Origin of the sequence: Maritimibacter sp. (genome assembly GCF_016774595.1) — a bacterium.
Classification (GTDB): domain Bacteria; phylum Pseudomonadota; class Alphaproteobacteria; order Rhodobacterales; family Rhodobacteraceae; genus Maritimibacter; species Maritimibacter alkaliphilus.
The window spans coordinates 465,136-486,835 of sequence record NZ_JACBWT010000002.1 but is presented as its reverse complement, the minus strand read 5'-3'; the positions used below and the strand labels follow the sequence as shown (position 1 = coordinate 486,835).

Below are 21,700 nucleotides of genomic sequence, written 5' to 3'. Positions count from 1 at the left end.
TTCATTGCCCTGTCTCCGAACCGGGGATGAACTGTCCGGTGCCCGCGTCGATCGCCCCCGGCCGGCGCCCGCCCGTCGCGGCGCCGCCCTTGGCACCCGCACCGCGCGTCAGCTCGACAAGGCTCTTGGGCACGTTGTTCACGTTCACCACCTCTTCGCCCTTCAACGTAAAGCGCACGGCGGTCTGTTCGTTCCCCGTGCCGGTCAGGTTGAGCGTCTGATAGAAGATGACCTTGACCGTGGGGTTCAGCTTTTCGACCTTCACCGAGACCGGAAGCGGCGCCGTGCCGTTGGCGATGTAGTGGACGATATTGACGACATACTCGCCATCTTCAAGGCCGCGAAAGCTGATGATCTCCTGGTTGAGCGGGTTGGTCACTTCCTTGTCGTTGAACAGAACCACGTCCTTGAACATGCCCCGGTCGTCCCGGTCGAGGTGCATGAGCCCCGCCTCGCGCTGGGTGTACCAGACGATATTCCCGGCCGGGTCCATGACGTAGGTGTCCACGTCGTCGGGGTTGTTGTCGGGCCAGGAGACCGTGATGAGCATTTCGGCCTTGGGGTCCACCTTGCCCTCATCCGCCGGCTTGTTGATCATCGCGAAACTGATGAAGAACATGAAGGTGATGGCCTTCAGGGAATTGAAAAGCAGGGCCGAGAAGATCTCGAACTCCGGTTCCTGTTCCTCTTCAAACAGCATCGCCGTTTTCGCGCTCCCTGTGAGCCAGCAATGGCAGGAGTGAGACCTCGGTGAACGAGACGGCGGTCTGGCTGATGTCGGTCACCAGCGCGTCGGCGATGTTGTATTCGAGACGCAGAAGGATGCCGCCGATCAACCCCGCGATCGTCGTTAGAAGCGAGACGGCCATACCGGCGATCATCTTCTGAAGCGCGCCGCGCAGCGTATCGACGTCGAAGTTCGACAGGTCGCCCATCGAGTTCAGCATCATCACGAAGCCGACCATCGTGCCCAGCATCCCGAGCTTGTAGAGAAGGTCCGCGCCATAGGTGCCGATCTTGGTACGGCGTCTGAAGGCCGCGCCAAGGCTCATCATCAACAGATGCGCGTTCCCCTCGATCTCGCCGGGGTTCTCGCGCGAGCGGATCAGGTCGCGCACGAAACTGTCCACCAGCCCGTTGCCAAGGGGCAGCGAGGGCATCTGGCCCGTGGCATCCAACTGCGCCTTGATGGCAAGGGCCCGTCGGTATTCCCGGCCAAGCTCCACGAGAATCCACAGGCAGTGGAACGTGAAGCCCACATAAAGCACCGCAATCAGCACGGTGATCCGGGATTCGTCGGCGCTGAAAAGGTAGGTCAGAAGCCCGTACTCATACGAGACCACGGCCCCGAGGGTAATGAGGGCCATCAGCAAGACCCATTTCAAGACCGCGTCAAAGGCCCCGTCGCGGCCCGGCGCAGCAATCACATCGGCGAGTTGTGCCATCTTCCCTCCTACCTCAAACCACCGGGCGTTTCACGGCGGCGAAAGAGCCAAGGCTCTTCGAACTCCACGCCGACCTGCCACAACCCCACGCCCGCGGTGATCGCATCGACCATGTCCACCACATACTCGTCAGATTGTTCTTCAAAGGCGAGCGCAAAGCCCGCCTTCACCATTTCCGCGTTCAGGTCGTCGCCGCCGCTGGTGCAGACGCCGAACTGACGCCCCAGACGGTCGGGTTCGCCCCGGTAGGTGCAGGAGACTTCGCCGCGTCCGGCCAGAAGTTGCAGATGCCGTTTGGCGGCGTCATGGCAGCCCCAGACCGTGCCGTTGATATAGCATCGCTGCGGACGCTCGGGCGCGTCGACGCCCCACAGGATCACGCGTTGCTGGCCGAATTTCAGCACGTCCGCGTCGATCACTTCGGGTATGCCGCTGATGCCCGTGTCCGTCGACTGGGCCTGCGCGGGGTGGATCATGGCGGCCCCGGCGACAAGGAAAATAGAAACGGCCAATGCCCGGTATTTGAAAAACCGTGCGGCTTGGCCTGTATCAGAAGGCATGGATATGACCTTTCGAAAACAAGTGAGACCGGGAATGCGCTTCGCCCTCGTGACAATTCTTGCCATGGCCGCCGGACCGGCCGCCGCAGATCAGGTGGCCGATCTGATTGCCGGAACGATCAAGGAATGTCGCGGATGCGACCTTCGGGAAGCGAATTTCAAGAAAGCCGACCTGACGGGGGTCGATCTGACGGGCGCGGACCTGACCGACGCGACCTTTCACCGGGCGACCCTGCGCGGGGCGATTCTGGAGGACGTCACGGCCGTCGGCACCAACTTCAACGTCGCCGATCTGACGCAGGCGCAATTGGGCGGCGGCGATTTTTCCCGCGCGTTCTTCTATGCCGCGCAACTGTCCGGTGCGGACCTGACCGACGCGAACCTGACCGAGGCGCGGATGCAGACCGCGCGGCTGACCTCGGCGAAGCTGCCGGGTGCGATGCTGGACCGTGCGCTCTTGATGGATGCGGTCGCCAACAATGCCGATTTCAGCGGAACGACGATGAACCGGACGAACCTGAGCGGCGCGCATATGGCCCGTGGCCTGTTCGACGGGGCCACGATCAGCTTTTCCGGCTTCGTGAAGGTTAAGGCGGGGCGCGCCAGCTTCGCCGACGCGACGATCGCGCATACCGACTTCTACGGCGCCGACCTGCGCCGGGCCAGCGTCACCGGCGCCAAATTGACGGGCAACCGCTTTACCACGGCGGCGGCCAGCGGCGTCGATTTCGACCAAGCCACCATGAACGGGAACTTCATGGTGAATGGCCAACAGCAGGACTGAGCTCATCGCGACGCTCCGGGTTCGTACGGAGCCTTGACCTCTTCATACCGGGTCTGGCTTTCGAAATAGCCGGTGTTGACCTCGCGCGTCTCGGGGTTGAGCCCTTCCTGACCCTTTTTGCGTAGCAACGTCGCCTCGAGTTCGACAAGGGTGTCGCCCTCGGGGGATTCGCCCGTGCAAAGTTCATGGATGAATTGCTTGCCGACGGGTTGCTCGCCGTCTTTCATGTCGAGATCCCTGCACGTCAGCGACCAGTCGCTGAAACGGGCCTTGAAATTGCGGATCAAGGTGACGGCGTTGCGCCGGTCGTAGTCGCTGACACGGTTGTCCGTGAAAATACGCCGGCCCTGCACGATGCCATCGGGATCGACGAGCACCGACACGATCACCGGATGGGCGAAGACGGAAGTGCCGCCGTGGAGAAACTTGAACTCGGAATTCAGCGCCAGAGCGATGTAATCCTGTTCGTCGTCATAGGTGAAACTGACTTCGCGAAGCCCGGACTCCTCGGGATTGCAGTCCATGAAGTCGTCAAACGACTTCAGCGGGCGCCCCGGCGGTCCGCCGTTCGTGCCACAGGCGATCTCGGCGACCTGATTGTCCGGTGCCAGTGAAATGGGTTCGCCGAGTTCGACATCCCAGATCGAGAACTCGGGTTCGACCTGAACCTGCGCCACGGACATCTGGGCCGAAAGTCCAAGGCAAAGAAGGGCGATCAGGGACGTGCTTTTCATGTCCGCGCTACCTCAGGCTGTTGCAGGCCGCGGCGGCCGGATTCTCGAAAAACGCGGTGCATTCCTCGAACGTCGGCTTGCCCAGCCCGATCACTTCGGATTGCAGGTAGGCCACGACATTCTGGATATCGTCGTCGCCGAACGTCTTGCCCCGCTTGGGTTTGTCGTCCGCGTCGAAGTCGTCGAGAGACATGCCGTAGCAGCCGTCCCCGTCATAGGCCTGTCGGCTGTGGTAGGGCATCGGCGTGCCCGGAAGCCCGCATCGGATGACCTCGGCCAGACCCTCGGCATCGAGGGCGGTTTCGCGAAGGTTGGAGCCGGGCGGTGCGCGAAGGTGAACACCGGACCTGCCGTCCGCCGCCCACCCGTGGCACCTCATGCAATCCCCCACCGAACGGAACACCGTCTTGCCACGTGCCGGATCGCCAACCGGATCCGCGGCCTGCGCCACGGTCGTCGCGGGCATGGCCAGCATGAAAGGCAAGAGCATGGCGGCCGCGGCGCGGGTGACGTGCATTTCGGCTCCTGTGAGTTCGGGGAAAGCGTTTAGACGAAAATGCCGGGCAGCCGAAGCTGCCCGGCACGGAGGACCTCAGGATCAGTTGACCGCGAAGACCCAGAGCATGTTGGACTGCTGCATGCTTTCCAGCTCTTCATGCCCGTTGGCGTTGCCGCCCACCGGGCCGCCGAGAATGGCAACATACTGCTTGCCATCGACCGCGTAGGTCATCGGCGGTGCGCGGAACGAGGTGCCGACGTTGACCGACCAGAGCGGCTCCAGCGTCGTCGCATCGTAGGCGCCCATGGTGCCGTCGAGCGAGCCCGAGTAGACCACTTCAGGCGTGACCAGCACACCGCTGTGGTTCGGGTAGGGCATGTTCTGCTTGGCAACCTGCTCGCTGGTCGTCACGTCCATCGCCGTGATCGAACCGGTCTGCTCGCTGCTGCCGGCATAAGTCCCGCCGAGGAAGATGACACCCGGCATGACGTCTTCTGCCGCCATTTCCTGCGTCGCGATCTCCGAGCAGCCTTCCTGACCTGCACCATAGGCGATGCCGGTTTCGGGGTTATAGGCCGTCGGGTAGTAGTTCACGCCACCGGTGATGTGCGGGCAGTGGTCGATCGGATCGCTGCCACGGCTGATGACGCCGGCGGCATAGGTCTGAAGCGACTTCGAGGGGTCGTACTCAACCGGCATACCGGTCTTGGGGTCGATCCCTTCGGTCCAGTTCAGCTCGGTCACATACTGAGCCGACTGAATGTAGGCACCGCTGTTCCGGTCGAGCGTGTAGAAGATGCCGTTCCGGCCGAAGTGCGACAGGACCTTGCGCTCTTCCCCATCGACGGTGACGTCCATCAGCAGCTGAATGCCGACTTCGTCATAGTCCATGTAGTCGCCCGGCGTGTACTGGAAGTGCCACTTCAGCTCGCCGGTATCCGCGTCGAGCGCGATGGTCGAGTTGGAGTAGAGGTTGTCGCCCGGACGGAATTCGGGGTCGAACATCGGCACAGGGTTGCCCGTGCCCCAGTAGGTCGTGTTGGTTTCAGGGTCATAGGAACCCGTCACCCAAAGCGCCGCCCCGCCGGTTTTCCAGCAATCGGGGTTTCCGCTTTCCTCGCAGAGCCACGTCTCGGAACCCGGCTGACCTGGCTCCGGCACCGTGAAGAAGCGCCAGACTTCTTCGCCGGTCTCGGCGTCGAGTGCGGCAAGCCAACCACGGGTGGCCCAGTCACCGTAGGACTGACCGACAAGAATCTTGTCGCCCACGGCCAGCGGCGCGCTGGTGAAGCCTTCGCCCGGCTCGGTGGCGGCCTGAACGTCCCATGCGACCTCACCAGTTTCGGTGTTACAGGCCACGACACGGCCATCGTTCAGCGCCGTGATGACGTTGTCGCCGTGCAGCGCGAGGCCGCGGTTGGCGAGAAGCACGCCCGCGGTCGGGTCTTTTTCGATGCCGGTGTCGCAGACCCAGAGAATCTGGCCCTTCGTTCCCGACGTCACGTCGATCTTGTAGGGCGAACCCCACGGATCGGAGACGTACATGAAGCCGTTGTCGACCAGCGGCGTCGCTTCCATGTAGCCCGCGCCGAAGCCCGACGGCTCGAGCCCGCCGATCGGAACGGCGAAAGCCAGACTCAGGTCGGCGGCATTGCTGGCGTTGATCTCGTTCAGCGGGGAAAAGCGGTTGGAATCATAGGTCCGGTGGACCATGAGCCAGTTGGCGGCTTCTTCCTCCGACCCGGCGGCCACCAGCCGTTCCGGCGTCACCTGCGCAAAACCTGCGCCTGCAAGGCTGACAGCGGTGAGCGCCGTCAACGTAGCCAATCTAGATCTCGTTGTCATATTTGTCCTCCCTTACAGGGTTGAATCCCTAGGTATGCCCATGCTGTCACTTTCAGGTGATGAGTTTTTCAATATGGGACATTGCTTTTTGCATAAGCTACTGGCGCAACGGCGCAAACTGACGAGGCAGATGCATAAAAATGCACCACGGGGATTGCCTGGGGCTTCAGGAATTCGGCCATCTGTCCCCGCGAAAACCCGGCCGTCCGCAGGTGCATGACGTGAATAAAAAGAAATGCCCGGGCCGGACCCGGGCATCACGCTTTTCTCACATCGACCCGTGCGCTTTGACCGGCGCGGGGTCGAAGAAGTTCAGAGGCCTTTCGGCCCTAGGCCTTCGGCTGGCGCACGAACAGGCCGCGGATAAGACCGAGCACGACCAGCACCCCGCCGGCGGCCAGTGCGTAGTAGTAGCCGTCCTTCAGGTAGCCGGTCATCTTGACCTTGTTGCCCGTCATGGCGTGGCGGATCGTGGATTCGCCGATGAAGTTGCTGTCAGCCATGCCCGCGCGCCAATCGCCGATTACGTAGGCAAGGACGACGGCGACCACGTAGGACAGACCGACGAGCAGGATCAGAAGCGTCGCGAGCGGGAGTTTGAAGCGACCCAGCGAAAGGCGGCGCTTGATGAACAGGCTTGCGGCAAGTGCCAGCAGGCACACCGTGAAGTAGGCCCACATGAACGGCACGAAGATGCCCGGCATCGCCCAGAGGTCGGGGTTGGCATTGGCGCGGACCTGACCGATCACCTCGATGCCCCACGGACGCATCAGCATGTGGTCGTCGCCCGGAAGAACCGCGATGCTGGCGCCCCACCACGGGGTGTACCACGAGTAAACCATGAAAGCGGCCCCTGCGATGAGCAGAACCCGGAATATCCACACTCCAGCGCCCGATTGCGCAGTCCCCTGCATAGTTGTGTCTGCCATTTTTCCTCCCTTGCGGTCGCGCCGTTCCGTCCCGGCCTTCCGTTCCATTTTAGTCAATGATTACAAGCGTTTATACGTCACTGAACATAGTATCAGCGTCATTTTTACCAAGTCAAGACTAGGGCGGCTTGGCGGGGGGCGCCAGTCGGGGCGTGCAAAATCCGATGGCCCAGCTCACGGCTGTCGGTGCGTTGCGGCGCCCAATTCCTCGCGCTGAAATGGGGACGCACCGGAAAGAGGACAAATCTGGTTAACTTGCGGCAATACCTCAAGTTTTTCGCTGTTCTGACCGCCAGACCGATTAGATTTGGCGCGGGTTCACGTGCCTTGCGCGGCCTCACCGGACGGCGGCGCCGGGGGGATATAGCGTATGCCAATCCAATGAATTGGCTATTAATATGTGCCGTCGTGCGGATGCCGAATACGCCCGGCGGGGGCCACGAATACACAAGCCTCCCCACCCGTCGGCGGTTTCCCGGTCTGGGCTCGCCCCCGTCAGCGACGATTACTCGGCAGCGGTTCTGAAATGCGGCAATGTCCGCATTTCCTGTTCCAGAAGCTCGTCGGAATACTCGGTCTTGACCCATTCGCTCAACCGGCGCTGGAACTCGGCGAAGGGACGCAGGGTCAGCAGATGCCGTGGCATCACGAGCACCGCGTCGCGGACGTGCTCGCCCAGATCGTAGAACTTGATCCGCTGCCGGACCGAAACCGGAAGGTTGGGCAGCAGCGACAGGGGGGCGTGACAGGTGGCGAGGCCCGCCGCCACGATGTCCACCGCGCCCTGGTGCGTCGTGCACGAAAAATACGGGACCGCCCTGCGCATACAGGTTCTGTACCAATGCTCGCTACGGGCTTTCCAAGGCACGGCGGTGCCGACATCGACGTAGTTGCGAAGCGGACCGAGCTCATCCTCGTTCGACGAATCTCCACTCAGGGTCCGCGCGAGCTCGTCGTCGTCCACCCCGGCGGGCACGACCAGCACGATCTTGTCGCGAAACAGGTGAACCAGATGCATCGACATCTTGTATTCGCCGACGCTCGCCTCGCTCACGATGGCGCAGTTCAGTTTGTGGGTGGCGATCATCTCGACCAGTTCGGCGGAGCCGAGCGCCCAGACGAAATCCACCCGCGAGAAATCGGTGATTTCCCGCGACAGGGTCGCCGCCTTTTCCATGAACCGCCCTCTGAGCGAAGGCGTTGTTCCGAAACGCAATTCCAGACCGCTCTTGCCCGTGCGCGACTGGTGGTCGACCGTCGCCTGATCCAGCGTTCCCAGAATGCTTTGCGCGACCTTGAACCAGTGTTCGCCCGCTTGGGTAAGCTGGCCGTCATGCCCGCGCTGACGATAGATCAACTGCGCGCCAAGAAGCTCCTCGAACTTGGCAAGTTGCTGCGAAATCGTCGGCTGCGACAAACCAAGCGAGCGTTTGGCTTTGCTGATAGAGCCGCTCACCACGATCGCGTGCAGGATTTCAAGTTGGCGCAGGGTGATGTCCACGTCGGTCCTCGTTAGGCAGGAGCAATTCGGCGTATTGATTTTTGCAATAGTTAACAGGGAGTTTGGCGCGTCTGAAATGTTTTTTTCGTGATCGGCCACCAGATCGTCGGCCGCTACGTACACGCTACACCCCCATTTCGCATACAAAAGATGAGAAATGGGACCAATGCAATCCCTTGTCGTCCGGCAATTGCGGTAAATCTTCGGGGGGTGTGTTTGCGCAGGCAAGGATCGGTTCGGCGACTCCCCTGTTGCGGGGCGCGCTTGAAATGAACAACGCCGCTTCCCGCGTGACCGGAAAAGCGGCGTTGCGATACGAAAACCCGAAGCAACGGGCTTTTCGGACTTAAGCGTATGTCAGCACCTTCGCGCTTTTTTGACGGTCTACCAAAGCGTCAATTGCGAAGGTCCAATCCGAACCCTTCGGCGGCACCGAGGTTTTCCATCGACTGCTGGGTGAAGCTCAGATCGCTCACATCGGCGAAGTCGATCACCGCGACACCTTCGAAATCCGGCTTGGCGTAGATGAAGTTCAGGGTTTTCTCCAACTCGGCGGGCGCCATGCAGCCGTTGATGCACCAACGCGACGCGTTCAGTTCGGCGGTTTGTTCAAGGCTCTCGCGGGTCAGGTCCGGGCGCGCTTCGGCGGCGATGTCGATCCAGCGTTCCGGGTCGGCCTGCATGTCGCGCGAAACCTCGATGAGGGCGTCGGTGAACCGCTGGATCGCGTCGCGTTTCTCTTCAAGCGTGCTTTCCAGCCCGGCCACGAACTTCGTCAGCGCCGGCGAGCGGCGCGAGAACTCGTCGGGCGGGACGATGATGTGGATGCTGTCGACCTCGCCCACGGATGAGTAGGTTCCGAACGACACCGTCGTCGCATCGACCTTCCCGGCGGCGAGCGCCTGAATTCGCACGTCCGGCGCACCGATCGCGACGTATTCGATGTTGTCGGGCGACACGCCGTATTCCGTCAGAACCGCCTGACCGAGCGCATGGTCGAGACTGCCGAAATCCGCGATGGCGAAGCTGCGCCCTTCGAGGTCTTCGACCGTTTCCAATTCGGTCAGCCCGGCGATCAGGAAGGACGTGCCAATGGAGCTTGCGACCACGCCGCGCACCTTGACGTCGTTGTCGGCCCTGAGACGCAGGGCCGTTTCCAGCGAAATGTCGGCAAGGTCCACGGACCCGGAATAAAGCGCGGCGGCGGCCTGTGGCGTGCCGTCGAGTTTGACGTAGGTGACATCCACCCCGTGCCGTTCGAAATAGCCGAGGTCGTCGGCCAGACTGAAGATCGAGGCCGTGGTCGGGTTGAAGTTCGCATCCACGACACCGAGCGCGACACTGAGTTCGAGCATGTCGTCCTGCGCGAGCGCGGGGGTCGAGAGGGCCGCGAGGGCGGCGAGGGAAAGCGCGGGGAGTCTTAGGTCTGCAATACGTGTCATGTTGAAGTCCTCGTGTTGTCGGCCAAGCGGCCGGTCGTTTTTTCGGCCCGGCGGGATCAGGCCGCCGGGCGAAAGATCGGGATCGGGGCGAAGTCGTCGTTCAGGATCGTGGATGCCCCGTCATGGCCCATCCATCCGCTGATGAGCGTGGAGTAGATGCGGCGGAAATCCGTCGTGTATTTCAGGTTCCCGTCGTCGAGGTCGCTCAGGCTCGGCACGCCGCCATAATGGCCGCCCGCGATGGGATTGCCGATCATGAAGGCCGGGCCTGCGGTGCCGTGATCGGTGCCGAGGCTGGTGTTTTCCGGGACGCGCCGCCCGAATTCGCTGAACGCCATCAGCACGATGTCGTCGCCGCGCCCCAGCCGCTCCATGTCCTGCATGAAGGCGGCGATGTGATCCGAGGTGTAGGACCACAGCCGCGCGTGCGGGTCTTTCTGGTAGACATGCGTGTCGAAGGCGTTGTTGCGGTAAGGCACGTAATAGACGCGCGTCGGGAAATCGGCGGCGATGAGGGCCGCCACCTTTTCCAGCCCCCAGGGGGCGAGGCCGTAATCGACGGGGGTGGAATAGGAACTCCACGCATCGCGCACGAGCTGTTCCGAGGTGGAGGCGCTTGCCGCGATCTCCTTGAGGAAATCGAGCGCGCCGTTGCCGTTCCCGTTTCCCCTGCGGTCCACGGCGGCCATGACGTCGGCCTCGGCCTCGAACATCTGGCGGGTGAACTTGTTCGGGTCGTCGAAAACCAGCGGCACATGGTGTTCGGCGTTCACGGCAAGCGACTGGTGGTCGTCGACATTGATGAGAAAGTTCGGGTTGTGGCCCAGCGGGTCGATGGCGTCGGCCATGCGCCCGAGCCAGCCATGCGCCTCGCCGCTGTTCGGGGCGCCGGTCTGCCAATAGGCCATCGAGGAAAAATGCGAGAACGAGGGTTGGTCATAGCCCACGCCATGCACGATCCCCATCTTGCCGTCCTTATAGAGCCTCTCGAACCCGGTCATCGTCTTTTGAAACCCGAAGTGGTCGTCGATCTCGATCAGGTTCTTCTGACGGATGCCAAGGTTCGGGCGCGCGTTGTAATACGCGTCGTCGGCATAGGGGATCACGGTGTTCAGCCCATCGTTCCCGCCGGAGAGTTCGACGATCACGAGGATGCGGTCCGTGCTGTCGGCATCGGCCACCTTGGACCACACCGGCGAGGTCGAGATGCCCCCTGCCCCTTCGAGCACGAGGCTGTCGTAGCCGGACGCCTTCAGCCGGTCCTTGTCGGCGCGGGTCAGTTTCGTCTGTTTCGCCATGTAAGCCTCCCTTCGGGTGCGTCAGGCCAGTTGGTATTGCGGGGCGCTCATGATGCCATGAGCGGCAAGGCGGAGCGGGTATTCGAGATAACTGTCCGCCTCGGCGAGCATTTCGGTTCCCAGTTCCTCGTTCAGAAGATCGACGATCGCGGCGCGGGCCGGGTCGTCCAGCGGCACGCGCAGGAAACGGTCGGACAACGCATCGACCGCGTCGGACGTGGTCTTGGCGTCGGCGTCGCGCACCATCTCGGACAGGCTGAACTGGGCCGGAGACCGGGGGATCGGCTTGACCCGCCGCATCGCCTGCTGCCAGCCCTGAAGGCTCGCGTAACGGGTGTTGAACGCTTCCTGAATGCCTTGGGCCATGCTGTCCGAAGCCCCCTCCTCCAGCGTGGCCGCCGTGATCTCCATGCCCGCGTTGATGTTGTTGTTCACGCGCCGCACTTCGCCGCCCGGATTCAGGTTCGGGTCGACGAAATTTATCATGTCGGGGAACAGCACCGATTGCGCGAAGTTGCCTCGCTCGAACAGAAGCCCCGGCGTGATCCATGCGCGCCCCTCGCCCCAGCCGGCCACGGTCGGCGGATAGAGCAGGATCTGCCCCAGCGTCTTGCCGACCGTGTAGGGGTCGGGCACGCCGGGCAGCGCGTCGAGGCCCAGTTTGCGATAGGTCGAGATGAGCAACTCGGTGGGCGACTTGATATGGGTCGCGACCGAGGCCGGACTGTAGAAATCCTGCGACAGGAACAGGGTGCGCAGGAACGGTTTCAACGCGTAATCATGCTTGCGCAGAAGCGCGCCAAGGTCCGCCGCCATCGCGGGGGAAAGATCGTCGCGCACGAAGAACCTGTAAATCTTGCTCGCGATGTACAGCGCGGTCTGGTCCTGATCCAGAATGATCCTGAGAATGTCGTCGCCGTCGAAATTGCCGGTCTGGCCCAGAAACCGCTTTTCGCCGTCGTCGTGCTTGTCCGGGTCGATCACGAACGTCAGGTCGTCGTTGCCCCAGCCGGTGAATGCGCGGGCGGCCTCGCGAATGTCGGCCTCGGTGTAGTTGCCCACACCCATCGTGAAAAGCTCCATGACCTCGCGCCCGAAATTCTCGTTGGGCGCACCTTTCACGTTGTGCGAGGCGTCGAGGAACACGAGCATCGCCGGGTCTTTGGACACGGCGGTAAGAAGGTCGCGGAAATTGCCGAGACTGCCGTCTCGCAGGGTGTCGAGTTGAAGTTGGATCTTGCGGTAATCGCGCAGCTTTTCCTCGCTCGTGGCGAAGTGGCCGTGCCAGAAGAGCGTCATCTTTTCCAGAAGCGGATGCGGGCTGCGCACCATCCGGTCCATCCACCAAAAGCCCAGGCGCCGGGTCTCAAGCACGGTCGCGCGCAGCCAGTAGAAGAACCGGTCGGTCACCGGCTGAAGCGGTCGCGCGCCGGAAGGTTTGACGCGCACCCCCATCGCTTCGCCGGTGCGTTCGGCCAGTTCGGTGGCCGCCGGGCGGCTGGGCGGAAAATCCTTGAGCGTCGCGTCCCAGACCCCGGAGTGCTCGAACGGCGGAAGGGACGAGGTATCGCCGCCTGCGAGCATGAAATCGACAGCATCTTCGGGGGTCATGGCCGCCAGATGCGCGATCTCGTCCGGCGTGCCGCCAAAGCCGGCACGTTCCAGCAGGTGTCCGGCGAATTCACGGGTCCAGACGTCGCCGTTGATCGGATCGAGCGATCCGGAAGCGAGCGTTGCCATTGTTTTCCTCCCACCGCCAACGGAATCGGCGGTGCTGTCAGCTAAACGCGTCAGGCGCCTTTCAGCACCCTATGGTAACAATTTGGTTTTCCTATATGCCTTTGGTCGTACCCGGATCGAAGGCATAGGCGAGCTCCTCGAGCTCCGCCCCGTCACGCGACATGGCGTGAATCCGGTTCCAAAGATCGGCCCGAAGCGCCGCGAAACGCGGGTCCGCCCGCGGATCGGTTTCCCAGCGCGGCTCGGGCAAGTCGACCGTCAGCGTCGTGTCGATCGCCCCCGGTCGCGGTCTGAGCAGGACGATCCGTTGTGACAGAAAGATCGCCTCGTCGATGTCATGAGTGACAAAGACGATCGCGGTGCCGCGCCGCGCCCAGAGTTTCAAAAGCTCGGCGCGCAGCGTCTCGCGCGTCATGGCATCGAGCGCCGCGAAGGGTTCGTCCATCAAAAGCACGTCTGGCTCGACGGCAAGCGCGCGGGCCAGACCGACCCGTTGCTGCATGCCGCCGGACAGTTCGTGCGGAAAAGCATCGGCGAAGTCACGCAGACCCACGGCACCGAGAAGCCCCAGCGAGCGCTCCCGCCGCGCCGTGCGGGACAAGCCCCGTAGCGCCAGAACGAACTCGATATTGCCAAGCACGCTGCGCCACGGCAGCAGGCGCGCGGACTGGAACACCATGGCGAGGTCGGAATTCGGCGTCGGCGCCTCCCCTCGCACCAGAACCGTGCCGGTATCGGGCTGGAGCAACCCGTTCATCAGCCGAAGGAGCGTGGTCTTGCCGCAACCCGAGGGGCCGACGAGGCTCACGAACTCTCCCGGCGCGATGTCGAGCGTGATGTCCTCGAGCGCGACGACCCTGCCGTCCTTGAACCATTTGCCGACATTGCGGAGCGAGATGAGCGGAGCGGTCATGGTCAGCGGTCTTCGGACATCGAAACCCGCCAGCGCCCCAGCCGGCGTTCGGCGTATCGCAGCGACGCGGTGATCGCGGTGCCGAGCGCCATGAGCACGAAGACGACCGCGAAGTACTTGTCCATCTGGAACCGGTTCCCGGCGGCCACCAGCAGCCCGCCCAGACCAGACTGCGCCATGGTCAGTTCGGCGATGACCGTGCCGACGGTCGAGATCGCGGCCCCGATGCGAAGTCCGCTCAAGATCGAAGGCAAGGCATCCGGCACCATCACTTGCCAGAACAGCGACCACCGCCCCGCACCGAAGGATTGCGCCATCTCGGTCAGATCCCGGTTCGCCGACGCGATTCCCGCCGCCGTGTTGATGAGGATCGGAAACAGCGCGGCATTCCAGACGACGACGATCTTGGCCTCGGTGTACAGGCCGAACCAGACGATGATGAGCGGGATGAAGGCCGCCCCGGGTGTCGAGTTCATCGCATTCACGAACGGGTCGAACACCCGCCCCGCGAACGGCAGGCCGCCAAGGAAAATCCCGATCCCGATCCCCGTGACCGCCGCAAGCAGATAGCCCAGCACGAGCACCGTCAGAGATTGCCCGAGCGCCCGCGGAATCGTCCCGTCGAGGGTCATGCCGACGCCTTCGCGCACCACGTCCACGGGGCTTGGCATCACCAGTTTGCCCGCGACCGCATTCAGCACTTCCATCGACACGAGCAGGAGCAGCGTAATCCCGATCCAGGACGACCACAGGAGAGCGCGCTTGCGGGTGCGGGCCTTCGCCGCGCGTGCCGTACTGTCGTGAATGGGACGGGCCGTTTCGGTATTCGAGTCGCTCAAATCGACCATCCTCGCGTGGCACATTTCCCAAGCCGGTTCAGGGTTCTGTTCGGCTTGGCATGTGGGCGGGAATGTTTCGCAATTGCGAGTCAAAGTCCAGTTCGACGCGTTCGGCGGGGCTTCGACCACACGGCGGAGGGCTTTGATCGGATGGAGGTTGTGGCTCCCAGGGGTCCGTCAACGAGCTGGCTTTGAGACACCGGTTTGAGCGTTTTTTAGGGCATGTTTGACCAGAACACACGAGAGCGTCGTGCATTGGCACAGAATGGGACGCGCGAGAGGGATACGTTCGGCGCGAAGCACCCCGCATTCCCGGCTTACCTCCCGATCAGCTCACACGCCAAGCCACGCTTCCAGCCGAAGTCCACGTTCAAAGCCCCCGCCCCCACTCTCGCCACTCACCGGATGCCCGGCATCACCGCGCCGTTCGCCCAAGGCGGCAAGGTTTTTCCGAGCGCGGACAGAAACGCCTTGTAACCCTTATGTTCCCTTGGCTATACGCGTCGGCGGAGACGTGGCCGAGTGGTCGAAGGCGCTCCCCTGCTAAGGGAGTAGGCGGGAAACCGTCTCGAGGGTTCGAATCCCTTCGTCTCCGCCATTTCCCGTCCCTGCCAGCGCATGGACCTTTCTCCCCGACCCATAAGCCCCTCACCGACATCGACACCGCTTGGCCGCTCGCCGTGGCCGCGTTCTTTGCAATCGCGGAGCGGGATGCTAGATCACCGGGACGGCAGGCGCTTTCGCTGCGCATGGGCCGCGGGCTGTCCGGGTTTCGAGGGGTGCGCACATGGTCGGGTTTCTGGGCAAGCTCCTTGGTCGGTCGAATACGGAAGACGCCGCGCCCGCATTCGCCGCGCCGCTGGCCCCGTCCGAGCCCCTTTGCATCATCGGTGACGTTCACGGCTGCGACACGCTGCTGTCCCGTATGCTCGACCATCTCGACGGGCGTGACGAGGTGGCGCGCGTCGTGTGCGTCGGCGACTATATCGACCGGGGGGAGCAGAGCCGCGCGGTCCTCGACCTCCTTCGCCCGCGCGATGACGGCGACAGGTTCACCTGTCTTCAGGGCAACCATGAAGAGGCCATGCTCGACTTCATCACCGACCCCGACGGGCATGGGCGGCGGTGGCTGCGGTTCGGGGGGCTTCAGACCCTTGCGAGCTACGGGATCGGTGGATTGTCGGAGCAATCGACCGGAGACGCGGTGACCGAGGCCGCAGCGGCACTGGCCGAGGCCCTCGGGCCGGACATGATGAACTGGCTGCGCGCGATGCCGCTTTGGACGACGTCGGGCAACTTGGGAATCGTTCATGCCGCCGCCGACCCCACCAAGCCGCTGGAAGATCAGTCGGGACACGCGTTGAAATGGGGGCACCGTGACTTTCCCGACACAATGCGCGAGGACGGTCTCTGGATCGCGCATGGCCATACGATCATACCCGAGGCTCGCGCCGCAGGTGGCATTATCTCCGTGGATACAGGGGCCTATGCCACGGGTCGGCTGTCGGGAGTCATCGCCTATCCGGACGGGCGCGCCGAAACGGTGGTCGCGACCTATCAGGGAGTTTCCTGTGGATATCCCTAGTATGTCGCTTCAATCGGACCGCTAGGGCTGGTATCACCTTACTGAGAAAAGAATCCTGTCTGGGGGGCAGTCGTGCGGTCAATTCTAATGACGGGTCTGTTTCTGGCCCTTGCCGGATGCGGTGCGATCGGGACGCCCGTGATTGTCGCTGAACGGACGGCGGTCGGCGAGGTCGAAATCGTCGCGATGACGGCGAACAGCATCGCCGCGGCGAACGCGAGCACCTATCAGCCGCGCACGCTTCCCGCGATCTTCGCGCGCACCACGGGCACGGCGGGCTCGACGACGGGCTTCGGCGCCCTGCCCGAACCGCCGGTCGCCGAAGAACGGCGCCCTACGGGTCTGAGCACGCGAATCCCGCCGCAGATCGACCCCGGCCCTTACCGGCTCGGCGCGGGCGACATCATCACGCTGGCCACGCCGGAATCGGCCAACACGGTCGAAGCGTTGACCGGGCTTCTCGCCGCGCAGAGCCGCCGCCTTGGCTACACGATCCAGGATGACGGTTCGATCTCGATCCCGGATATCGGGCGGATCAACCTTGGCGGCATGACGTTGCAAGAGGCCGAAAGCGAAATTTTCAGCGCCATGGTCGATCAGGACATGGTGCCCAACTTCTCGCTTGAGGTGTCCGAGTTCAACTCCAAGCGGGTGACCGTGGGGGGCGCGGTCCAGTCCGCGGCGATCCTGCCGATCACCGTATCGCCCCTGCGGCTGGCCGAGGCCCTTACCGCCGCCGGCGGGATCGACACCGAGGATCTCGATTACGCGTCGATCCGGCTTTACCGGGACGGGACGATGTATCAGATCCCGCTCGAAACCTATCTCAAGACGCCGAGCATTCAGCGGCTCATCCTCACGGATGGCGACTCCATCTACGTCGATACGGAATACGAGCTCGACCGGGCGCAGGCGTTCTTCCAGCAACAGATCACCGTCAATTCTCTGCGTCAGCAGGCGCGGGCCAACGCCATTTCGCAACTGAACACCGAGATCGGCATTCGTCGGGCCGAACTGGACGAAGCACGGGCCAACTATGCGCAACGCATCCAGCTGGACGCGGTCGAGCGGGATTATGTCTATATCGCCGGTGAAGTCGGGCAGCAGAGCCGCTTCACCCTGCCCTTCGAACGCAAGGCGAGCCTTGCCGACGCGCTGTTCAGCGAAGGCGAAGGGGTGCCGAACGCGTCGGGCAATATCGGAGAGGTCTACGTGCTGCGTGGCACCGGCGACGGCAAGGGCATTCGGGCCTGGCACCTCAATGCCTACAACGCCGCAAACCTCGTCCTTGCGACCCGGTTCGAGCTTCGGCCGAACGATGTGGTCTTCGTGTCCGAAAAGCCCCTGACCGCCCTGAGTCGGGTCATGGGCGAAGTGGCCGCAAGCGTCCGCCTTCTGGGGATATGACGGGCACCCCGGCCTGATGCCGGGGTCCGACGTCAGGCGTTGAAGAGGAAGTGGAGGACGTCGCCGTCCTTCACGACGTAGGATTTCCCTTCGGCCCGCATCTTGCCTGCGTCCTTGGCGCCGTTTTCGCCACCCAGCGCGATATAGTCGTCATAGGCGATGGTTTCGGCCCGGATGAACCCGCGCTCGAAGTCACCGTGAATGACGCCCGCGGCCTGCGGTGCGGCGGTGCCCTCTTTGATTGTCCAGGCGCGCGCCTCTTTCGGACCGACGGTGAAGTAGGTCTGAAGATGCAAAAGGTCGTAGCCCGCCTTGATGAGGCGATCCAGTCCGGCCTGTTCCAGCCCGAGTTCGTCGAGGAACATGGCCTGTTCTTCCGCGTCGAGCTGACTGATCTCTTCCTCGATCTTGGCCGAGATGACGACCGACGCCGCCCCCTGTTCCGCTGCCATCTTGGCGACGGCTGCGGAATGTTCGTTGCCTTCGGCGGCCTCGTCCTCGCCCACGTTGCAGACATAGAGGATCGGTTTGGTGGTCAGAAGCTGGAGCATCTTCCACGCCTTCGCGTCTTCGGCATCCACCTCGACGGTGCGCGCCGGTTGACCGGCTTCCAGGGCCTCCATCGCGGCTTTCATCAGGCGTTCCTGCTGGACCGCCTCCTTGTCGCCACCGCGCACCTTGCGCACGATGTTCTGAAGCCGCTTCTCGATCGACTCCATGTCGGCGAGCATCAATTCGGTTTCGATGGTCTGGGCATCTTCGACCGGGTTCACGCGACCTTCGACATGGGTCACGTCGCCGTCCTCGAAACAGCGCAGAACGTGGGCGATGGCATCGACCTCACGAATATTGGCGAGGAACTGGTTCCCCAGCCCTTCCCCTTTGGACGCGCCTTTCACGAGGCCCGCGATGTCGACGAAGGTCATACGCGTCGGGATGATCTCTTTCGACTTGGCGATTTCGGCCAGTTTGTCGAGACGCGCATCGGGCACGGCGACCTCGCCCACGTTGGGTTCGATCGTGCAGAACGGGAAGTTCGCCGCCTGCGCCGCGGCGGTGCGCGTCAGTGCGTTGAACAGGGTCGACTTGCCGACGTTCGGCAGCCCTACGATCCCCATGCGAAAGCCCATGCTCGTCTCCTTCGGAATTGTCCCGCGCCTTCTATGTGCAAAACCCCTCGCCCGCAACGGGGCGCGTGCTAGGGTCTGCGGGCAGTCTTGATGGAGTTTCCGATGCAGCCGATTCCTTATCTTTTCTTCTCGAACACGGCCCGCGAGGCGTTCACGTTCTATGGCGAGGTGTTCGGCGCCGGTCCCGAAATCATGGAGATGGGCGACCAGATGCCCGGCGTGGACCCAAAGACGGTGATGCACGCGGCACTCAAGGTCGGCGACGGCTGGATCTACGGTTCCGACGATCCGTCGGGCACGGATTTCTCGGCGATGGCCGGGTGCAATATCCACGTCAGCTTCCCGACGGTGGACGAGGCGACGCGCGTGTTCAACGCGCTGTCCGAAGGTGGCGAAGTGAGGATGCCGCTGGAGGCGACCTTCTGGGCCCCGGCCTTCGGCGCGTTTTCCGACAGGTTCGGCATCCGCTGGATGGTGTCCGCCGATCCGGCCGAGTGACCTCAGCCCCGGCTGAACATTCGGAAGGCCGTCGACGCGCCGTAGCCCGCGATGATCGCGATGGCGAGCGACAGCAACCCGTACCAGAGCGGCTGGTCGTGGGCGAGGTTGTAAAGCCAGCGTTCCAGCCCGACCTTCTGCACACTCACGTATGAGATGTGATCCGATACGATATTGCCGTTCCGGGTCAGATAGATACGCGCGGTGTAGAGCCCTTCGACGAGGTTCGAGGGAAGCTGCACAGCGGTCGAGAACAGGGTTTCCTGATTGAGGTCGATGGAGCTTTCTTTCAGCGTGTAAAGGTCGGCCTCTTCCCGGATGCGAATGACGGCATCCACGAATGCCTGTTCGTCCGCGATGTCGGGCCGGTCGAGTATCCAGATCGCCTCGTCGATCGAGACGAGGCGGCGCGCGTTGGCCTCTTCATTCACCACGTCGTCGAACGCGCCGGAGGTGGCGACGGCATAGAACGAAGGCACGTTGCTGACGCGCACTTCGTCGGTGTTGATCCAGATACCGAACCGCCTGTCCTTGCGCCGGACCGTGATCGCCTGCGTCGGCCCTTCGATCACGACGACGACGCCGAGTTCACTGTCGGGCGCGGGCCGTTCGCGCTTCACCGCACCGAAGACGAGGATTTCCGAACCGACGAAGGTCGCGTCGATGGCGACGCGGTTCTGGCTCATCCCCGCGACGATCTGCTCTTGCTGGGCACGCGCGGGGACTGCGAGGAACAGGGTGAGGATCAGGACCAGACGCAGCATCGGTCAGCCCTCCGTCCCGATCGAATAGAGTTCCTTGGGTTCGACCAGCAGGCCCACCGCAAGGTTCAGGCAGACCCCGACCACCAGCAGGGCGAGCAGGATGCGCGTCTGCTCGGCCTTGATCCTCAGCCCGATCCGCGCCCCAACCTGCGCGCCGATCACGCCGCCGACGATCAGCAGCACGGCCAGACCGATATCGACCGTGTGATTTTCCCATGCGTGCATCAGGGTGGTGAAGGCCGCGACAAAGATGATCTGGAAGAGCGAGGTTCCGACGACGACCTTGGTGGGCATCCCGAGGATATAGATCATCGCGGGCACCATGATGAACCCGCCGCCGACGCCCATGATGGCCGACAGCACGCCCACCCCGAAGCCCACGAGAACCGGGGGGATCACCGAGATATAAAGCCCCGAGGTGCGGAATTTGGACTTGATCGGCAGGTTGTGCACCCAGTTGTGCTTCTTGCGCTTGGGCGCGGCCATCCGGCGCGACCGCATGAGCGCGCCTACGCTTTCGATCAGCATCAGCGTGCCGATGATGCCGAGGAAAACGACGTAGGACAGCGTGACGAGCAGATCGACCTGCCCGATGGATCTGAGATAGGCGAAAAGCTGAACACCGGCGGCGGCTCCGACGAGGCCGCCGCTTAGCAGCACGCAGCCCATCTTGAGATCGACGGTCTTTCGTTTGAGGTGCGCCAGAACGCCCGATACCGATGACGCGACGATCTGGTTGGTGCCCGTCGCCACCGCCACGGCGGGCGGGATGCCGATCATGAACAGCAGGGGCGTCATCAGAAAGCCGCCGCCGACCCCGAACATGCCCGAGAGCACCCCCACCAAACCACCCAGCCCCAAGAGCAGGAAGGCGTTGACCGAAACCTCGGCGATGGGGAGGTAGATCTGCATATTCATCTCCTGCGCCAACTTGCCGCGGTTGTCCAGATGACCGGGCGGGCGCAGTGGTGATTTCTAGGCCTTTTCTGAAAGATACCTGCGGATGAGACGTTCAAGCTTTTCGGCACCCGCGACGGCCATCTTCTTGGTATGGGCGTGGGAGAGTTTCTCGTCCGACATGCCTTCGGCCATGTTCGTGATCGCCGAGATCGCCGCCACTTCGAGCCCGAAGAACCGGGCGAGGATGACCTCCGGCACGGTGGACATGCCCACCGCGTCGCCCCCCAGCATCTTGATCGCGCGAATTTCCGCGGGCGTTTCGAAGGAAGGGCCGGAAAACCACGCATAGGTGCCTTCGGCGAGCGTGATGTTTTCGGCCACGGCGGCATCGTGCAGCGCCTTGCGCATCGGTTCCGAATAGGCGTCGCCCAGCGGCACGAAACGCGCATCCGTCGCCTCGCCGATCAGGGGGTTGGCGCCCGCGAAGTTGATGTGGTCGGTCAGCATCAGCAACTCGCCCGGCGGCACGTCGAGCCGTGTCGATCCGGCGGCATTCGTCAGCAACAGCGTCTTTGCGCCCAGCGCCTTCAGCACTTCGAGCGGCAGGCGCATCTCGGCCGGGTTGCCATGTTCGTAGTAATGCGCGCGCGCACCAAAGATGGCCACGCGGGTGCCCAGCAGATCCCCGACCACGAGCTTGGGGTTGTGTCCCGACACGCCCGGCTTGGGGAAGCCCTGAAGATCGGAATAGGGGATCGCGGTTCCCTCGACCGCATCGGCAAGGTGGCCGAGGCCCGAGCCGAGGATCAGCCCCATTTCGACGGGCGCGTCCCCGGCTTTGCTTTGGATGAAATCGGCCAGCGTGGCGGCGTCGGACATGGGTCACC

Annotated in this window: 21 protein-coding genes and 1 tRNA gene; 5 read left to right on the top strand and 17 right to left on the bottom strand. The window is 63.1% G+C overall.

The window, feature by feature from the left end; genetic code table 11:
* Position 1: 1 nt before the first annotated feature.
* From HOY44_RS13645 to HOY44_RS13635, 3 genes are read right to left on the bottom strand one after another with little or no spacing between them, the layout of a single operon-like run.
* Positions 2-700 (bottom strand): hypothetical protein, encoded by a 699-nt coding sequence (locus HOY44_RS13645; protein WP_008330793.1) that lies wholly within the window; start codon positions 698-700, stop codon positions 2-4.
* A complete protein-coding gene (locus HOY44_RS13640; RefSeq protein ID WP_008330794.1) occupies positions 690-1,445 on the bottom strand; it encodes a MotA/TolQ/ExbB proton channel family protein in 756 nt (251 codons plus the stop codon). The genes HOY44_RS13645 and HOY44_RS13640 overlap by 11 nt, the downstream gene beginning before the upstream one ends.
* Before the next feature lie 8 nt (positions 1,446-1,453).
* Entirely contained in the window at positions 1,454-2,005 is a 552-nt protein-coding gene (locus tag HOY44_RS13635) for a thermonuclease family protein (protein ID WP_161600687.1), read from the bottom strand.
* A gap of 34 nt (positions 2,006-2,039) precedes the next feature.
* Between HOY44_RS13635 and HOY44_RS13630 the strand changes: the two genes are divergently transcribed.
* Positions 2,040-2,789: a pentapeptide repeat-containing protein gene (locus HOY44_RS13630; RefSeq protein WP_287435319.1), complete on the top strand. Its 750-nt coding sequence runs from the start codon at positions 2,040-2,042 to the stop codon at positions 2,787-2,789.
* Between the two features lie 2 nt (positions 2,790-2,791).
* Here HOY44_RS13630 and HOY44_RS13625 read toward each other — a convergent pair whose 3' ends face one another.
* The 10 genes from HOY44_RS13625 to HOY44_RS13580 form a co-directional block, all read right to left on the bottom strand.
* Positions 2,792-3,523 (bottom strand): hypothetical protein, encoded by a 732-nt coding sequence (locus tag HOY44_RS13625; RefSeq protein ID WP_287435317.1) that lies wholly within the window; start codon positions 3,521-3,523, stop codon positions 2,792-2,794.
* 7 nt (positions 3,524-3,530) lie between these two features.
* Positions 3,531-4,040 carry a c-type cytochrome gene (locus tag HOY44_RS13620; RefSeq protein WP_287435315.1) on the bottom strand — a complete coding sequence of 170 codons (510 nt, stop codon included), beginning with the start codon at positions 4,038-4,040 and terminating at the stop codon, positions 3,531-3,533.
* 81 nt (positions 4,041-4,121) lie between these two features.
* Complete coding sequence (locus HOY44_RS13615) at positions 4,122-5,849, bottom strand: pyrroloquinoline quinone-dependent dehydrogenase (RefSeq protein ID WP_171043010.1); 1,728 nt, start codon at positions 5,847-5,849, stop codon at positions 4,122-4,124.
* Between the two features lie 347 nt (positions 5,850-6,196).
* The gene (locus HOY44_RS13610) at positions 6,197-6,796 is read right to left on the bottom strand and encodes a hypothetical protein (RefSeq protein WP_138423681.1); all 600 of its coding nucleotides are present in this window, start codon (positions 6,794-6,796) and stop codon (positions 6,197-6,199) included.
* 505 nt (positions 6,797-7,301) lie between these two features.
* Positions 7,302-8,297 carry a LysR family transcriptional regulator gene (locus HOY44_RS13605; RefSeq protein ID WP_008330801.1) on the bottom strand — a complete coding sequence of 332 codons (996 nt, stop codon included), beginning with the start codon at positions 8,295-8,297 and terminating at the stop codon, positions 7,302-7,304.
* A gap of 395 nt (positions 8,298-8,692) precedes the next feature.
* Complete coding sequence (locus HOY44_RS13600; protein WP_287435311.1) at positions 8,693-9,739, bottom strand: ABC transporter substrate-binding protein; 1,047 nt, start codon at positions 9,737-9,739, stop codon at positions 8,693-8,695.
* A gap of 56 nt (positions 9,740-9,795) precedes the next feature.
* Positions 9,796-11,037 carry a DUF1501 domain-containing protein gene (locus tag HOY44_RS13595; RefSeq protein WP_138423684.1) on the bottom strand — a complete coding sequence of 414 codons (1,242 nt, stop codon included), beginning with the start codon at positions 11,035-11,037 and terminating at the stop codon, positions 9,796-9,798.
* A gap of 21 nt (positions 11,038-11,058) precedes the next feature.
* Entirely contained in the window at positions 11,059-12,777 is a 1,719-nt protein-coding gene (locus tag HOY44_RS13590; protein ID WP_287435309.1) for a DUF1800 domain-containing protein, read from the bottom strand.
* A 91-nt stretch (positions 12,778-12,868) separates the two neighbouring features.
* Positions 12,869-13,690, bottom strand: a complete 822-nt coding sequence (locus tag HOY44_RS13585; RefSeq protein ID WP_138423686.1) for an ABC transporter ATP-binding protein — start codon at positions 13,688-13,690, stop codon at positions 12,869-12,871.
* A gap of 2 nt (positions 13,691-13,692) precedes the next feature.
* Positions 13,693-14,538 carry an ABC transporter permease gene (locus HOY44_RS13580; RefSeq protein ID WP_287435306.1) on the bottom strand — a complete coding sequence of 282 codons (846 nt, stop codon included), beginning with the start codon at positions 14,536-14,538 and terminating at the stop codon, positions 13,693-13,695.
* Positions 14,539-15,037: 499 nt separating this feature from the next.
* On the opposite strand from HOY44_RS13580, the gene HOY44_RS13575 reads away from it, so the two are divergent.
* The 3 genes from HOY44_RS13575 to HOY44_RS13565 all read left to right on the top strand — a co-directional run bounded on the left by HOY44_RS13575 (position 15,038) and on the right by HOY44_RS13565 (position 17,521).
* Positions 15,038-15,127, top strand: a tRNA-Ser gene (locus HOY44_RS13575).
* A gap of 189 nt (positions 15,128-15,316) precedes the next feature.
* Positions 15,317-16,114, top strand: a complete 798-nt coding sequence (locus HOY44_RS13570; protein WP_287435304.1) for a metallophosphoesterase — start codon at positions 15,317-15,319, stop codon at positions 16,112-16,114.
* 87 nt (positions 16,115-16,201) lie between these two features.
* The gene (locus tag HOY44_RS13565) at positions 16,202-17,521 is read left to right on the top strand and encodes a polysaccharide biosynthesis/export family protein (protein ID WP_008330940.1); all 1,320 of its coding nucleotides are present in this window, start codon (positions 16,202-16,204) and stop codon (positions 17,519-17,521) included.
* A 32-nt stretch (positions 17,522-17,553) separates the two neighbouring features.
* Here HOY44_RS13565 and ychF read toward each other — a convergent pair whose 3' ends face one another.
* Positions 17,554-18,651 carry a redox-regulated ATPase YchF gene (gene ychF, locus HOY44_RS13560; RefSeq protein WP_287435301.1) on the bottom strand — a complete coding sequence of 366 codons (1,098 nt, stop codon included), beginning with the start codon at positions 18,649-18,651 and terminating at the stop codon, positions 17,554-17,556.
* Positions 18,652-18,753: 102 nt separating this feature from the next.
* Between ychF and HOY44_RS13555 the strand changes: the two genes are divergently transcribed.
* Positions 18,754-19,149: a VOC family protein gene (locus HOY44_RS13555; RefSeq protein ID WP_287435290.1), complete on the top strand. Its 396-nt coding sequence runs from the start codon at positions 18,754-18,756 to the stop codon at positions 19,147-19,149.
* Positions 19,150-19,151: 2 nt separating this feature from the next.
* On the opposite strand, the gene HOY44_RS13550 is transcribed toward HOY44_RS13555, so the two are convergent.
* The 3 genes from HOY44_RS13550 to HOY44_RS13540 form a co-directional block, all read right to left on the bottom strand.
* On the bottom strand, positions 19,152-19,913 hold the full coding sequence (locus HOY44_RS13550; RefSeq protein ID WP_287435288.1) for a TIGR02186 family protein: 762 nt from the start codon (positions 19,911-19,913) through the stop codon (positions 19,152-19,154).
* A gap of 3 nt (positions 19,914-19,916) precedes the next feature.
* Positions 19,917-20,825 carry a sulfite exporter TauE/SafE family protein gene (locus HOY44_RS13545; RefSeq protein WP_040884677.1) on the bottom strand — a complete coding sequence of 303 codons (909 nt, stop codon included), beginning with the start codon at positions 20,823-20,825 and terminating at the stop codon, positions 19,917-19,919.
* A gap of 63 nt (positions 20,826-20,888) precedes the next feature.
* Positions 20,889-21,692: a purine-nucleoside phosphorylase gene (locus HOY44_RS13540; RefSeq protein ID WP_287435286.1), complete on the bottom strand. Its 804-nt coding sequence runs from the start codon at positions 21,690-21,692 to the stop codon at positions 20,889-20,891.
* Positions 21,693-21,700: the final 8 nt, after the last annotated feature.

Excerpts from the sequence above, each read along its gene's own strand:
- HOY44_RS13595 (WP_138423684.1), bottom strand. The coding sequence starts at position 11,037 with ATGGCGAAACAGACGAAACTGACCCGCGCCGACAAGGACCGGCTGAAG.
- HOY44_RS13550 (WP_287435288.1), bottom strand. The coding sequence starts at position 19,913 with ATGCTGCGTCTGGTCCTGATCCTCACCCTGTTCCTCGCAGTCCCCGCG.
- ychF (WP_287435301.1), bottom strand. The coding sequence starts at position 18,651 with ATGGGCTTTCGCATGGGGATCGTAGGGCTGCCGAACGTCGGCAAGTCG.
- HOY44_RS13625 (WP_287435317.1), bottom strand. The coding sequence starts at position 3,523 with ATGAAAAGCACGTCCCTGATCGCCCTTCTTTGCCTTGGACTTTCGGCC.
- HOY44_RS13540 (WP_287435286.1), bottom strand. The coding sequence starts at position 21,692 with ATGTCCGACGCCGCCACGCTGGCCGATTTCATCCAAAGCAAAGCCGGG.
- HOY44_RS13585 (WP_138423686.1), bottom strand. The coding sequence starts at position 13,690 with ATGACCGCTCCGCTCATCTCGCTCCGCAATGTCGGCAAATGGTTCAAG.
- HOY44_RS13640 (WP_008330794.1), bottom strand. The coding sequence starts at position 1,445 with ATGGCACAACTCGCCGATGTGATTGCTGCGCCGGGCCGCGACGGGGCC.
- HOY44_RS13600 (WP_287435311.1), bottom strand. The coding sequence starts at position 9,739 with ATGACACGTATTGCAGACCTAAGACTCCCCGCGCTTTCCCTCGCCGCC.
- HOY44_RS13565 (WP_008330940.1), top strand. The coding sequence starts at position 16,202 with ATGACGGGTCTGTTTCTGGCCCTTGCCGGATGCGGTGCGATCGGGACG.
- HOY44_RS13620 (WP_287435315.1), bottom strand. The coding sequence starts at position 4,040 with ATGCACGTCACCCGCGCCGCGGCCGCCATGCTCTTGCCTTTCATGCTG.
- HOY44_RS13630 (WP_287435319.1), top strand. The coding sequence starts at position 2,040 with ATGCGCTTCGCCCTCGTGACAATTCTTGCCATGGCCGCCGGACCGGCC.
- HOY44_RS13610 (WP_138423681.1), bottom strand. The coding sequence starts at position 6,796 with ATGGCAGACACAACTATGCAGGGGACTGCGCAATCGGGCGCTGGAGTG.
- HOY44_RS13580 (WP_287435306.1), bottom strand. The coding sequence starts at position 14,538 with ATGGTCGATTTGAGCGACTCGAATACCGAAACGGCCCGTCCCATTCAC.
- HOY44_RS13645 (WP_008330793.1), bottom strand. The coding sequence starts at position 700 with ATGCTGTTTGAAGAGGAACAGGAACCGGAGTTCGAGATCTTCTCGGCC.
- HOY44_RS13555 (WP_287435290.1), top strand. The coding sequence starts at position 18,754 with ATGCAGCCGATTCCTTATCTTTTCTTCTCGAACACGGCCCGCGAGGCG.
- HOY44_RS13570 (WP_287435304.1), top strand. The coding sequence starts at position 15,317 with ATGGTCGGGTTTCTGGGCAAGCTCCTTGGTCGGTCGAATACGGAAGAC.
- HOY44_RS13635 (WP_161600687.1), bottom strand. The coding sequence starts at position 2,005 with ATGCCTTCTGATACAGGCCAAGCCGCACGGTTTTTCAAATACCGGGCA.
- HOY44_RS13545 (WP_040884677.1), bottom strand. The coding sequence starts at position 20,825 with ATGCAGATCTACCTCCCCATCGCCGAGGTTTCGGTCAACGCCTTCCTG.
- HOY44_RS13590 (WP_287435309.1), bottom strand. The coding sequence starts at position 12,777 with ATGGCAACGCTCGCTTCCGGATCGCTCGATCCGATCAACGGCGACGTC.